Raw genomic sequence first — 14,037 nt, forward strand, 5'->3', positions numbered from 1 at the left:
CACTTATTCTGTTTTTCATTACACTTAATCAATATGTGATGACAGTTAATTACTATAACTGGCAATTTAAACCCAATTCATTTACCTTTAATAAGATATAATTTAAAACACTGACTATTAGTATTTTAAAAATAAAATTCTATTAATCTTAAATACATGAATTATGCCAGAAATTCTATTCAAACCACCTTAGATTAAAAACCAGATCATTAAAAAAAATTTTAACCATTAAACAAAGTATTATGAAAATTAGAATATTTACATTCATCTTATCGCTCTTCATGATCCTGAGCATAAGCGCACAAACAGCTTCTAAGTATTTTTATTACTACAAAGGGAAAAAATATTTCCTTCAGTTAGACAAATCATCAATTGCCATTTCGTCTGCCAATACAGATGTTGTAAGAAATTTGAAAACAACCACCCCGATTGTTGAAAACTTTACCAAAAATTCTCTTTTGAATGACGGAAAAAAAGTGGTAAGCGATAAAAAAAGCTATTATGTAGAAATTGAATCCGACGCCAATATTTCAGACGAACAATACATTGCCAATATCGCTGAAAAAAACAAAAATCCCAATGTACTGGTTGCATCCCCTTGTTTTATAAGCGGTGAAAAACAAAAAATGGGAATGTCTAATAATTTCTATGTAAAACTGAAATCAAAAAACGACCTCAAACTTCTGAATGAATTAGCACAGAAAAACAATGTGGAAGTATTAGGTTATAACGAATATATGCCACTTTGGTTTACGATTTCATGTTCTAAAAATTCCACTCTTCCTACGGCAATAGAAATGTCCGCTTTATTTTACGAAACAGGATCTTTTGAAGCTTCGGAACCGGAATTTATGTATCACAATCTGGAAGCTACGGCAGATCCTTCTTATCCCAATCAGTGGTCACTGAAAAATACAGGACAGTTTGGGGCTTCTTATGCGGGAATTGATATAAAAGCTGAATCGGCATGGACTTTATCCACCGGAGCCAACGTGAAAACAGCAATCTTTGATCATGGTTTCGAAATGAATCATCAGGATCTTGCCGCGAATGTTTTCGGATCAGGATATGATGCGCAGACCAATACTTCACCTTCTGTGGTAAGAGGAAGTCATGGTACCGCCTGTGCAGGAATTGCCGGAGCCGTTCAAAACAACAATTTAGGAATCAGCGGCGTGGCTCCCAATACAAAATTAATTTCCATAAGTATTAATCTTACCTTTGCTGATACACCTCAGCAATTGGCTAATGGTTTCAACTGGGCTACAGCAAATGGCGTAGATGTAATCAGCAATTCATGGGGAGGATATGCACCTTCTACCATAATCGAAAACGGAATTACCAACGCTTTGGTAAACGGCAGGGGCGGAAAAGGGATGGTTGTGGTTTTTGCTGCAGGTAATGAAAACAATACCACAATCAGATATCCGGGAAGCTGGAATCCACAGATATTGGTGGTTGGAGCATTAAGTCCTTGTGGTGAAAGAAAAAATCCGGGCTCATGTGACGGAGAAAACTGGTGGGGAAGTTGCTACGGAAGCCAGCTCGACATTATGGCTCCCGGTGTGAAAATGCCTACCACAGACAGACAGGGAGGCAATGGATATAATGCTTCAGACTATACTCCTGATTTTAACGGAACATCTTCTGCATGTCCTGTTATTGCCGGTGTAGCTGCCTTAATTTTATCTGCAAACCCTTGTTTAACCGCTCAACAGGTAAGAGATATTATAGAACAAACTGCTCAAAAGGTAAGAACAGATCTTTATGCTTATGCCTCCACTTCAGGAAGACCAAACGGAACATGGAATAGCCAGATGGGATATGGATTGGTAAATGCTTATGCGGCAGTTCAAAGAGCTAAATCAACATTCAGTCTTGCGGCTTTCGACAGTTCTGCGGATATCGGTCTGGAACCTAACCCTTCTGCAACGACATGGGCAAATATTTATCAGAGTCCTGATATCTGGAACAGACGTACCAACAGTTCTCTATTAAACTTTACCCATCAGGATCCGGGATATCTTGGACCAGGATTTAACGTGATGAGATTCAGAGTTCGCAATATCGGCTGTACAACTTCTGCCCCAAGTTTTGCAAGATTATACTGGACGATGGGATCTACCGGCGAAACATGGCCAAACTCATGGAACGGAATACAGTTAATTAACGGTTTTTCGGCAGGTGGAGAACTTACTACTCCGTATACAGGATTTAATGCTTCGAATACGTACGCAACAGGTCAGGGATTCAAAATTCCGGCTCTGGCTCCGGGACAAACTTACATTATTGATGCCAAATGGAATCCGGTTGATCCTGCAATTTATGGAGGTCTTACCGATAATCAGATTTGTTTCTTAGGCAGAATTGTATCTCCGGGAGATCCGATGTACAACGAAAATCCGGGTCCGAATGCTCCTATTCAGCCTAATGTTACCAATAACAATAACGTTGTAACCCGAAATACAAGACTGGTAAGCTTAAGCGGAACTTTCCCTAAAAAATCAGGATTCTTCTTCGGAAATTATTTTGATTTTGAAAAGAATTTTGATGTTAAATTCAATTTGGTAAAAGATTCTAACGTACCTTTCAAAAGCGTAGGAAATATTGTAGTAAAACTAAATGATATAGCGTGGGAAAGATGGGAAAACGGAGGAAAAGTAATGGAAGGAATGCAGGTGCTTAATTACAATGAACATGAATTTATCATCACAGATCTTCAGAACGCTTCCCTTAAAAATATCAGGCTGAAAGCAGGAGAATATTTCCCTGTTGCGCTTAGTTTCCAACAGGAAAACACAAGCATTACTTCACCGGAAAGCTATGATTTTGCCGCTACTCAATCCATTACAGGAAGTCCTGATGAGTTGTACGGAAGTGTTTGTCATTTCCTGATTACCATCAACCAGAAAGAACCTTCAGACGGAGAGCAGTTCTGCGACGACAAATGCAGACAGGTAAAAGCTCAGTCTGCCATTTTACAGGACGTGAAATTATCTCCAAATCCGGCTTCTTCCAATGCTACTTTAGAATTTAATCTGGCTGAAGATACAAAAGTAAATATCGTATTGGCAGATTATAACGGAAAAACACTTAAAACGATTTCAGAATCCGAATCTTTAAGAAAAGGAATCAGCAGAAAAGTATTTTCTATTAACGATCTTCCGAATGGAGTTTACGTAGTAAGTATTCTCGCTAATTCTGAGAAAAAATCTATCCATCTGATAGTAAAACATTAAGAATTAAATATAATTATCAACAAAAAAGAGCAGAAATTTCTGCTCTTTTCGTTTTTTATGCTGGAAAATAAATATTAAGCTGTTGTATCCGGTGCAAAAACTCTCTGCGCCAATTCCTGATCAAAGAGATATAAAGCGGATGGATTATCGCTTACCATTTTGATTTTGGTAACCAACTGAGATGCGCTTGCTTCTTCTTCTACCTGCTCGTTGATGAACCACTGCAGAAAAGAAGTTGTTGCAAAATCACCTTCGTCATTTGCATTTTTTACGATATTAAAAATACTTTTGGTTACTTTTTTCTCGTGTTCCAAAGCTTTTTCAAAAATGTCGATTGCGTTTGCAAATTCGTGGGGTGGCTTTGCGATTTCACCAATGATGATTTCTCCGCCTACATCATTTAAATAGTCGAACATCTTATCAGCATGCATTAATTCTTCTTTGCTCTGTACACGGAAATAATTGGCAATCCCGTCCAGATCTTTACCGGAAAACCATGCAGACATAGAGAGATAATATTGTGCAGCGTATTGTTCGTGGGCTATTTGTTCGTTAATTAATTTTGCAATTTTTTCGCTAACCATAATTCGTAAATTTTCAGTCAAAATTAGGGAATAAAACCCCGAAATCAAAAGTTTTAATAGAATTTAATGAAAAAGGACGGAATAAATCCCGTCCTCTCACACATTAAAAAATCAAAATTATAAACTACTTAATTTGCATCCGGAGCCGCCGTGTTCATTGGTTTGTGCATTCTTCCGCCTTTCATTCCTCTTTCTTTCATTGCCACTTTTCTCTGCTCCATTTTTGCTTTTCTGTCTGCCTGCCATTTATCATATTGCTGAGGAGTAAGAATCTGTTTCATATCGGCATCCATCTGTGCTCTTTTTGCCTGTCTCTGATCTTTGTTTTTCTCAAAATCAGCTTTCATTTCAGCTTTTCTTTTTTCGTGAAGTGCTTTAATTTTATCTACCTGAGCCTGATTTAAATTTAAATCTTTCTGCATCTGCGCCATATGTTCCTGTTCTCTCTGCTGAAATTTTTCTTTCATTTCCGCTCTTTTAGCCTGTCTGTCCTGAGGTGTCGGAGTTGTTTGCTGTGCCATTGCAAAACTTCCCATTCCGATAAATGCTATTGCTAAAACTAACTTTTTCATTTTTTTAAATCTTTAATTAATTGTTATACATCTTTTTGATTATTGGTTAAAACGAAAGTTAAAAGACAAACCTCATAAAAAATGTTAAATTTTAACATGAATTTTTCAATCATAAAATAAAAAAAAGAGCAGATCATAAATATCTGCCCTCACACCACTTAAATATAATATATGAAAATTAATTCTTTGCAAATCCGGTTCGGAATCCGCTGTTTCCTCTGCTTTCTCCTCCTCTGTTCTGTTCTCTCGGAGCAGCATTTTCACTTCTTCTGAAACCACCGTTATTTCTGAAACCGCCTCCGTTATTTTCCTGTCTCGGAGCTTCTTCTCTTCTTACTTCTCCTCCTCTGAAACCGCCACCTCTGGTTCCGCTGTTGTTCTCCGCTCTTTCATTTCTGAAACTTCCGTTATTTCTTACTCCGTTATCATTTCTGAAAACCGGATTATTGTTTCTGTTTTCTGCCTGATTACGGAAACCACCGTTATTACCGTCTCTTACACCTCCACGGAAACCGTTGTTCGGTCTGTCGCTTCCTCTTACAATATTAAAGGTCGGATTATCATATCTGCGGAATCTGGCTCTGTCTACTCTGTAAATATTGATATTTACATTTCTGTAACGCGGCATTGGTCTGCAAATTCCTGCATAATGCGTTCTTCGGTAATTCTGAAAATAAACTACAGGACTGTATCCTCTGTAATAATTATTCTGGAATACCACGAAAACTCTCGGTCCCATAATTCTTTCCAACGCATAGAATCTATCATAATACCATCTGTCCGGATTGTATCTGTAGAAATTATTCCATGTGGAGAAACTTACATACAGATTATTCAACCTTAAGATCTGGTCTATCTGCCAACGATTCAGCCTGTTTTGGGCAAAAAAGCCATTCCAGTTGATGCTTATAATGCTGTTCCTGTAATCATTGTAATTGGTCTGGTAATAATCCTGTGGATAATAATCCTGCGGATAATTGTAGTAATAATCGTCCGGGAAATAATTCTGATCGTCTTCATCACTGTAATAGCCTCCGTCATTCTGATAATAGCCGTCATCTTCCCAACCATTATTCGGATACTGCTGAGCAAACGATAAAGTCGCCATGCCCAAAGCAAAACTGATTAATATTTTTTTCATTTCTATAGTCGTTAATTGGTTAATATAGTCGAATTTCTACTTCTATCTTTTGGATATAAATAAAAAAAAGAAGTTAAATCTTTCGATCCAACTTCTTTTAATTTATTATTAACTAATTGATAATCAAATGTTAAATTTATATTCTTCCGCTGTCTTTAATCCAATAAGCTATTTTTTGATTGAAATCTTTCTGCTCTTTCAGATCTTCCAGATTAAGATGCATTCTGTATCTCCAGTAATGTGGAAAAACCGCAGGATTATTGATTCTTTCATTATCCATTTTAGGATTCCTAAGATTTTTATCCGTTGCTAAAAACTCCTGAATCGGGAAAATTGCTAACATTGAGTCATTATAAAGATGCTGTTTCATTATAATTTCGGCTAAATGAGGATCCAGTTCTTCCGGAGCTTTTCCATACTGTATCAACTGCTGATTGAAATATTTCTGTGTAAGCGCAGGATCTTCTTTCCACCATTGTCTCAACGTCGAGCTGTCGTGTGAGGAAGCCGTAACAACATTCAGATAGCCTGCATCTTTAGGATTGTAAAAAGGAATATTATCTGAAGGCATTCTCTGCACTTTTAAAGCTATAATCGCGAGTTCATCCATCACAACAGGAACACAGTCCGGAACAAGACCTAAATCTTCTCCACAGATCAGCATTTCTGTAGCATTAAGAATCATCGGAAGTTTCTCCATCGCTTTTTCATACCAAAGATGATCCTGTCTTTTAAAGAAATAGTCGTGATACAGATCGTAGATCGATTTTTTTTCCCAATCCGAAAGATATTTATAAGATTCTGTGTTATAAACATTAAATCTCGGATGATAAACAACCTGCCCGTTTCGTTCTTCAATTAAAAATAAAACATTGGCACAAAGAGAAATCAACTGATCTTCAATCGGACCTCGTGGATTTTTCTTAAAAAAGTCGGCTAATTTGCGCTGTGTATTAAATTCTTCTTTAAATGAATAGGTTCCGTTCTGATTATTATTGATAAACTCAAATGCTTTTCCACTGTTTTCGCCTAAATATTTCCAGAGAATCTGATCATTGATAAAAGGTTTGCAGTATCTGTCGAAATTAAAAGGAATATGTCTCGCATTGAATTCTTCCAGCGTAATAGGAACGGCAGGATAAAAATATCCTAAAATTCCCTGAGTTGCAGAAACCGGCATTCTCCAGATTCTGAAAAACCCTAAAATATGGTCGATTCTCATCGCATCAAAATACTGTTCCAATGCTTTGAACCTGTTTTTCCACCACTTGTAATCATCAGCTTTCATGGCTTCCCAATTGTACGTTGGAAATTCCCAGTTCTGCCCCAATTCTGTGAATTGATCCGGCGGTGCTCCTGCCTGAAAATCCATTCCGAAAAGTTCAGGTTCTGTCCATGCTTCCACAGAATGTCTGTAGATTCCGATCGGCAGATCCCCTTTTACGGAAATTCCGAGGTTATGCGTATAATCAATCGCATCCTTTAATTGTTTATGAAGCTGATACTGAACCCATGCATGAAGCATAGAAGCATCATAATCTTTACTTTTTGCTGAAAAAAATGTAGAAACCTTTCCTGCAATATATTTTTTATGCGTTTTCCATTCGTTGAAATTCGGAGTCTTGTATTTGTCCCTCAGTACACAGAATGCTGCATAAGGAAGAAGCCAGCTCTCGTTGTCTTTGATGAATTTCTTGAAGTTTCTGTCCTTGTAGATCTTTTCTTTATCTTCATTAAAAATGGCAGTCAGATATTTCCATTTTCCGGAAATCATCTTTTCGTAATCGATTAATTCTAATGAATTTAGTTCTGACTTTTCAGCCTGATAATCTTCCATTAAATCTTTCGGTAACGCAATATCGAGATTTTCAAGGGAAATATACTGTGGATGAAGCGCGTAAACAGAAACTGCAGCATAAGGATAGGAATCTGTCCATGAATAATTTGCTGTTGTATCGTTAATCGGCAGAATCTGGATAATTCCGAGATTGGTTTCTTTTGCCCAGTCTGCCAGTTTTTTCATATCAGAAAATTCACCAACACCGAAACCGTCTTCCGTTCTCAAAGAGAAAACAGGAACCGCAACTCCAGCATCGTGATACATCTGATACAGTTTGAATTTGAAATAATGATCCGAAACAATCTGTAAAACGTCCTTCGACTGATTGGGCAGAGCAAATCTATTTTCGCCGGTTTCCACATCAATTACTTTACCTTTACCGGCATCGTAAAGACAGTATTTATATTGAATAAATTCGTTTTCAGGAATTTCCAGAGAAGTTTCCCAAATGCCGAAATCGGTCTGAGACAGATGGATCGCCTTTTCGTAGTCCCAATTTCCTAATGAAGCCGTACTTCCGAATACAACAATCTTCCAGTCCGGATTATAAATCGGAGCTTCTATTCTGAATAAATGCGTATGCTTCTTCAGCACAGAAACTTTTTCCGGCTTGAATGTATTCAGCTTGTTATAGAGAATTTTATTATTGAGGTAGTTTTCAGGGAAATTTTTATTATTCCATTCGTCAAAAACCACAAATTCCTTGTAATTGTGCGGAAAAGTAAGATGATGCGGAACAAACTCCTCGCGAAGAATATTTCCTCTTTCATCGATAAGCTGATAGTGATATGATATGGTTTTGGAAAAGTAATCCACCTCACACTTCCACAATCCGTTTTCTCCGTAAAACATAGCATGAGTCTGATGTACAGAGCCTTCATCTTTGATCATCAATTGCAGATTCTCTCCGACTTTCGCACTGTAACCTACATTAAAGTATAGCTTCATTTATATTTTTTTATAAAAATACATTATAATCCTGAAAAATAAAACTTATTGAATATCAAATATTCATTAAAAAAACCTTTTCAAAATGTCTGAAAAGGTTTCTAAGCTTTATACAAAGTTAAAGATTATTCTGTAACTAAAATTTTCTTGTTTAATAATACTTTTCCGGATTCGTCGGTAATGTTTACCAGATAAGCTCCGCTGATTAGATTTTTAAGATAAACCTGCTGATTTAAAGAACCGTCTTTTACAGATAAATGCTGTTTCATCACATTTTTTCCTGACAGATCAAAAACATTCAGTGTAATGTTTCCTTTTACGGCTTTGTCATTTACATTCACATTAATATACTTTTCATCCACTCTTGTCGGATAAATATCCAGATTGGCGTAAGCATTATTAGAAACGGCTTTATCATTCGCAAAATATTTACTTGCCAAATCATAAATATGCAGATTCTGTTCTCCTCCAAGCGGTTTTGCCTGTAAGGTAGCAAGATTCACTTCATAAAGAGGAGCACCTTTTGCACTTGCAATCACTACTTTTCCTTTTGAATTTACGGCAGATCCGTTTACCGAATAATTTTCAGGAATTCCGGCAATTTTTCCTATGAATTTAGCCTTCATTTCCTTTGGAGAAAGTTTGAAAACATTTCCCGAAGCCGAAAAAACATAGAAATTATTTTCTGCATCGGCAATCATATCTCCTCCGAAACCTGTTTCAATAGTAGTGAAAGAATTTTTTCCGTTGGAAGCGTCATCTTTGATGATTCCCAAATCGTTAACCACATATTGATTTCCTTTTCTGCTGATCTGCAAAAACTGTGTTCCGGAATTGTTGATCGCGTAAATATTTCCGTCGTAACCTGTTGTCATTCTCGTTACATGAGAATTGATGTCACATGAAGTAACTCTTGCCACACTGTTTTCCACCAATGTAATTTCCTTTGTTTTGGCATTTAAAACATAAATATTGGAAGAAAACATCGGCATATACACCAGATTATTATTGTAAGAATCATACGCCAGCGTTGCCATATTTACAGCCTGAGCGTTATTGTAGGTATTTTTATCCTCGGTTACAGCGCCGTTCCTGCTCTGTGAGAAAACTCTTGCAGAAGAATCTGCATTGAAAATCTGTTCTCCGGAAGTTCCGCTTGTTCCGTCGATGGAACGGAAATCATTAAACACAATACTTTGTGTGTCTTTTCCGACCAAAGCAAAAAAATCCTGCTGCGCAGAAGCGTTTGCGCCCATCAACAACAGAAATAAAGGGAATAAATGTTTTTTCATAGTCTATCCATTTAAATTTTTAATCATTTTATTATGACTAAGTTACGTAATTTTTGGATTGGATTTTAATTTTTTTTAGTTTGAAAATAAGGTTTAGGCTAAGTTTTGAAAATAGATTTCTCCTTCGTCGAAATGACAGTATTATGCATAAAAAAACTCCCGCAGATTTTTCAGATTTAGCGGATGATTCTGTAAAAAATCTGCATAATCTGTAAATCTGCGGGAGATATATTAAAAGCCCTGAAGCTTTATTTTAATTCAAAACATAAGAAGTTCCGTCTCTTCCGTCTTTCAGTTCGATGCCTTCAGCAAGAAGTTTATCGCGGATCTGATCGGAAAGTTCGAAATTTTTTGATTTTCTTGCCTGATTTCTCAACTCGATTAAAACTTTCAGGGTCTGATCCAGTTTTTCATTATTGTTTTCCTCAATCGTCTGAAGTCCCAAAACGTCGAAAACCAAAGCATTTAAAGTAGATTTTAAATCATCTAAATCTTTCGTTGAAACAGTTTCCTTTCCATCATTTAAAGCAAAGATATATTTTACCGCTTCAAATAAATGCGCAATTAAAACCGGAGAATTAAAATCGTCCGTTAATGCATCATACGCTTTATTTTTCCATTCTTCAAGACTGAAATCGGATTGTTTTTCATCATTAGGAGTGATGCTGTTCAACACTTTAATGGCTTCCATCAATCTCGTGTATCCTTTTTCACTCGCAATCATGGCATCATTTGAAATGTCTAAAACACTTCTGTAATGCGCCTGCAAAAAGCAGAAACGAACGATGGAAGGATGGAATGGTTTTTCGAAGAAATCATTTTCCCCTGTCACCAACTGCATCGGCAAAATATAATTTCCGGTGGATTTGCTCATACGCTGAGAATTCATCGTTAACATATTGGCGTGCATCCAGTAATTTACAGGAGAAGCATCATTGCACGCTTTTCCCTGTGCAATTTCACATTCATGGTGCGGAAATTTAAGATCCATTCCGCCTCCGTGAATATCGAAAGTTTCTCCCAAATATTTTGTACTCATCGCAGTACATTCCAGATGCCATCCCGGAAAACCTTCTCCCCAAGGCGAATTCCATCTCATGATGTGTGCCGGAGAAGCCTTTTTCCACAATGCGAAATCCTGCGGATTTTTCTTTTCGCCCTGTCCGTCGAGATCACGGGTATTGGCAAAAAGTTCTTCTATATTTCTTTTTGAAAGCTCACCATAGTTTAAGCCTCTTCTGTTGTATTCCAACACATCGAAATACACAGAACCGTTGCTTTCGTAAGCGAATCCTCTTTCTATTAATTTTTGAGTAAGTTCGATCTGCTCTACGATATGACCTGTTGCAGTCGGTTCAATATTCGGAGGAAGCAAATTGAACATATCCAACACTTTATGAAAATCGACTGTGTATTTCTGTACAATTTCCATTGGTTCTAACTTTTCGAGACGAGTCTGTTTAACGAATCTGTCGTTGTTCACGTCGCCGTCGTCGGTAAGGTGACCTGCATCGGTAATGTTTCTTACATAACGAACTTTATAACCCAAATGCATCAAGCTTCTGTAGATGAAGTCGAATGAAAGGAAGGTTCTTACATTTCCCAAGTGTACATTGCTGTAAACGGTCGGTCCGCAGACGTACATTCCTACATTTCCTTCTAAAATCGGCTTGAATATTTCTTTTTCGCCCGCAAGCGAGTTGTATATTTTTAGTTGCATTTTTTTATTTTGATTTAATGATTTTTAAAATTTAGTGTAAAGTTTATTAATTAAAAGATTTTAACCTTTTAACAGCAGCAGGTACAGCAACAACAAATAATGGTTGTTACAAATATCTTGTATGAAACTTTTTTAAATTTTATCATTATAATTTACTTCCAGAAAATTTCAGGTTTAATATAAAAAACAGTATCAATAAAATATAACACTCCTTTTTGTGTAATGACATTTTCGTCATGGAGATCTTCCAGAATAATTCCTAAGGAAGAGTTATAGTAATCATTGTTTCTTATATTTTCAAATCCATTATTACCAAGAAAACTTTTAACTTCTCTGAGATCAGTTAACTGATCTAATTTAACAAATCTTTGTTTAACAACTGCATATAAACTGTCTGAATTCAAATAAAATCCAATTAATTCATATGCTGTATCCGGAAAAAATAATTATTTAAAAGGAGATTATGAAAGTAATCCAGCCATGATTCATAGTAAATAGAATCATTCAGCTTTAAAACAAAACTATCATCTTTCAAATATACTTTTTGCTCCGCTCCTTCTTATACAAACAGATTAAAATCTATCGTATTATACCAAAGGTTGTTAGAATTAATCCAATCGATTAACTCTAATGTTTCTTTTCTTTTGAAATACTTTTCTTTTGAAGCCAGCCTGCCTGTTTCTTGGCTTCTTCTAAGGTAACCGGCGATTGTTTGGATAGTATTTCCATACTTAACTTCGCTCTTTCCTGAAAGGATATATTGGAGTTCATATTTAATATCGTTTAACATTGTTAAAAATAGTACAATTTTTCATTTAATCCAATTTTGCATGGCTTCCTACATAATGCAGAAACTCCTGTCTTGTGATAGGATTGGTTCTGAAAATTCCGCTTAATTCTGCGGTAATGGTAGAACTTGCCGTATCTTTTATTCCTCTGCAATTAACGCAAAGGTGTTTTGCATCGATGATGCAGGCAACGTCTTTTGTTCCTAAAGCTTCTTTCAGGGCATTCACAATCTGCATTGTCAGTCTTTCCTGAACCTGCGGTCTTTTTGCGTAATAATCCACAATCCTGTTGATTTTTGAAAGACCGATTACTTCTCCGTTCGAAATGTAAGCAACATGCGCTCTCCCGATAATCGGCAGGAAGTGATGTTCACAAAATGAATAAACGGTGATATCTTTTTCCACCAACATCTGGCGGTATTTGTATTTATTTGAAAATGTAGAAATTCCCGGTTTGTTTTCTGGAAGAAGCCCCCCGAAAATTTCATTTACGTACATTTTAGCAACACGTTTCGGAGAGTCTTTCAGAGAATCGTCGGTCATGTCTAAACCAAGTGTTTCCATGATTTCCCCAAACAGTTCGGTAATTTTTTCTATTTTTTCTTCCGGTGATTTATCAAAAGCATCTTCCCTTATAGGCGTATGTTCTTTTCCTGTGAAAATATCATCGTCGTTATCCGTAAAATCAACCATTTTTATTTAATTTGCACAAAAATACGGATAAAATCTGTTCGTCATATTTAATTTGGGCGAAAAACATTATCTTTTACCCCCACTATCATTTTACACCATGATTACTGCTGAAGAAGTACAAAACCAATCTCAGAGAAAGGAATTTTTAGAATTTCCGGCAAGGCTTTATCAAAAAGACAAAAACTATATAAGACCCCGAAATATTGATATCGAAGATATTTTTAACCCTCAAAAAAACAGATTTTTTAAAACCGGGGAATGCGCAAGATTTTTGTTTAAAAATAAAGAAAATAAAACCGTAGGCAAAGTTGCGGTTTTCATTAACGAAACGTATCAGCAAAAACAGCCAACCGGCGGAATCGGGTTTTTCGACTGTGTAAACGATCAGGAAACTGCAAATTTTATTTTTGATCACTGCAAAAACTGGCTTCAGCAAAGAGGAATGGAAGCAATGGACGGACCGATTAATTTCGGGGAACGTGACAAATTCTGGGGATTGGTAATTGAAGGTTTTATCGAACCTTTGTACGGAATGAATTACAATTTTCCTTATTACAAAGATCTTTTTGAGAACTACGGATTTAAAATTTATTTTGAGCAGCTTTGTTTTTCAAGACCTATTTTTGCCGAAGTTTCGAGACTTTTTACGGTTATGCACGCCAAACACAGTAAAAATCCCGATCTTTCTGCAAAACCCATGACGAAAAATAATCTGGAAAAATTTGCCAGAGATTTTACGGAAATTTATAATAAAGCGTGGGCTGCACACGGCGAAGGAAAATGCATGCAGGAATCTAAAGTGCTGAAAATGTTTAAAACGATGAAACCGATCATCAATGAACATATTTCATGGTTTGTTTATGAAAATGAAAAACCGATTGCCATGTGGATGAATCTTCCGGATACGAATCAGTGGTTTAAATATCTGAACGGAAAATTCGGGATTTGGGAAAAGCTGAAGTTTCTCTGGATCAAACAGTTTAAGAAGAACGAAAAAATGGTGGGTCTTGTTTTCGGTGTTGTTCCTGAATGGCAAAGGAAAGGTCTTGAAGGCTACATGATTTGGGAAGGAACGCAACATTTGAGAAAACATACAGATTTTAAAGTAACAGAAATGCAGTGGATCGGAGATTTCAATCCTAAAATGATTAAAATTGCGGAAAATCTTGATACCACGATCACCCGAAAATTAGCGACATACCGTTATCTTTTTGACAGAA

General features: G+C 36.4%; 10 protein-coding genes and 1 pseudogene. 2 read left to right on the forward strand and 9 right to left on the reverse strand.

Going from position 1 to position 14,037, the window contains the following annotated elements; translation table 11 throughout:
• Positions 1 to 242 precede the first annotated feature (242 nt).
• Positions 243 to 3,239 (forward strand): S8 family serine peptidase, encoded by a 2,997-nt coding sequence (locus QWT87_RS20410; RefSeq protein WP_302718508.1) that lies wholly within the window; start codon positions 243 to 245, stop codon positions 3,237 to 3,239.
• Between the two features lie 74 nt (positions 3,240 to 3,313).
• Here QWT87_RS20410 and QWT87_RS20415 read toward each other — a convergent pair whose 3' ends face one another.
• From QWT87_RS20415 to folE, 9 genes and pseudogenes are all read right to left on the reverse strand, one after another.
• Entirely contained in the window at positions 3,314 to 3,823 is a 510-nt protein-coding gene (locus QWT87_RS20415) for a ferritin (protein WP_116095914.1), read from the reverse strand.
• A gap of 128 nt (positions 3,824 to 3,951) precedes the next feature.
• The gene (locus QWT87_RS20420; protein ID WP_087707892.1) at positions 3,952 to 4,395 is read right to left on the reverse strand and encodes a hypothetical protein; all 444 of its coding nucleotides are present in this window, start codon (positions 4,393 to 4,395) and stop codon (positions 3,952 to 3,954) included.
• 178 nt (positions 4,396 to 4,573) lie between these two features.
• Positions 4,574 to 5,536: a hypothetical protein gene (locus tag QWT87_RS20425; RefSeq protein WP_302718512.1), complete on the reverse strand. Its 963-nt coding sequence runs from the start codon at positions 5,534 to 5,536 to the stop codon at positions 4,574 to 4,576.
• A 136-nt stretch (positions 5,537 to 5,672) separates the two neighbouring features.
• A complete protein-coding gene (locus QWT87_RS20430; protein ID WP_302718514.1) occupies positions 5,673 to 8,324 on the reverse strand; it encodes a 4-alpha-glucanotransferase in 2,652 nt (883 codons plus the stop codon).
• 125 nt (positions 8,325 to 8,449) lie between these two features.
• Positions 8,450 to 9,616 (reverse strand): T9SS type A sorting domain-containing protein, encoded by a 1,167-nt coding sequence (locus tag QWT87_RS20435; protein ID WP_302718516.1) that lies wholly within the window; start codon positions 9,614 to 9,616, stop codon positions 8,450 to 8,452.
• A gap of 253 nt (positions 9,617 to 9,869) precedes the next feature.
• Positions 9,870 to 11,336 carry a cysteine--tRNA ligase gene (gene cysS, locus QWT87_RS20440; protein ID WP_302718518.1) on the reverse strand — a complete coding sequence of 489 codons (1,467 nt, stop codon included), beginning with the start codon at positions 11,334 to 11,336 and terminating at the stop codon, positions 9,870 to 9,872.
• Between the two features lie 152 nt (positions 11,337 to 11,488).
• A pseudogene (locus QWT87_RS20445) lies at positions 11,489 to 11,871 on the reverse strand (putative polyvalent protein kinase domain-containing protein).
• A gap of 92 nt (positions 11,872 to 11,963) precedes the next feature.
• Positions 11,964 to 12,107 carry a hypothetical protein gene (locus QWT87_RS20455; protein ID WP_302718524.1) on the reverse strand — a complete coding sequence of 48 codons (144 nt, stop codon included), beginning with the start codon at positions 12,105 to 12,107 and terminating at the stop codon, positions 11,964 to 11,966.
• Between the two features lie 44 nt (positions 12,108 to 12,151).
• Complete coding sequence (gene folE / locus QWT87_RS20460; RefSeq protein ID WP_076395046.1) at positions 12,152 to 12,817, reverse strand: GTP cyclohydrolase I FolE; 666 nt, start codon at positions 12,815 to 12,817, stop codon at positions 12,152 to 12,154.
• Between the two features lie 97 nt (positions 12,818 to 12,914).
• Here folE and QWT87_RS20465 point away from each other — a divergent pair.
• A partial coding sequence (locus QWT87_RS20465; protein ID WP_302718526.1) for a hypothetical protein occupies positions 12,915 to 14,037 on the forward strand: 1,123 nt, incomplete at its 3' end.

The sequence above is a fragment of the Chryseobacterium urinae genome, assembly GCF_030518295.1.
Lineage (GTDB): Bacteria > Bacteroidota > Bacteroidia > Flavobacteriales > Weeksellaceae > Chryseobacterium > Chryseobacterium mucoviscidosis.

Bases quoted from the DNA above. Each gene is read 5' to 3' on its own strand.
- QWT87_RS20410 (WP_302718508.1), top strand. From the start codon at position 243: ATGAAAATTAGAATATTTACATTCATCTTATCGCTCTTCATGATCCTG.
- QWT87_RS20415 (WP_116095914.1), bottom strand. From the start codon at position 3,823: ATGGTTAGCGAAAAAATTGCAAAATTAATTAACGAACAAATAGCCCAC.
- QWT87_RS20420 (WP_087707892.1), bottom strand. From the start codon at position 4,395: ATGAAAAAGTTAGTTTTAGCAATAGCATTTATCGGAATGGGAAGTTTT.
- QWT87_RS20425 (WP_302718512.1), bottom strand. From the start codon at position 5,536: ATGAAAAAAATATTAATCAGTTTTGCTTTGGGCATGGCGACTTTATCG.
- QWT87_RS20430 (WP_302718514.1), bottom strand. From the start codon at position 8,324: ATGAAGCTATACTTTAATGTAGGTTACAGTGCGAAAGTCGGAGAGAAT.
- QWT87_RS20435 (WP_302718516.1), bottom strand. From the start codon at position 9,616: ATGAAAAAACATTTATTCCCTTTATTTCTGTTGTTGATGGGCGCAAAC.
- cysS (WP_302718518.1), bottom strand. From the start codon at position 11,336: ATGCAACTAAAAATATACAACTCGCTTGCGGGCGAAAAAGAAATATTC.
- QWT87_RS20455 (WP_302718524.1), bottom strand. From the start codon at position 12,107: ATGAACTCCAATATATCCTTTCAGGAAAGAGCGAAGTTAAGTATGGAA.
- folE (WP_076395046.1), bottom strand. From the start codon at position 12,817: ATGGTTGATTTTACGGATAACGACGATGATATTTTCACAGGAAAAGAA.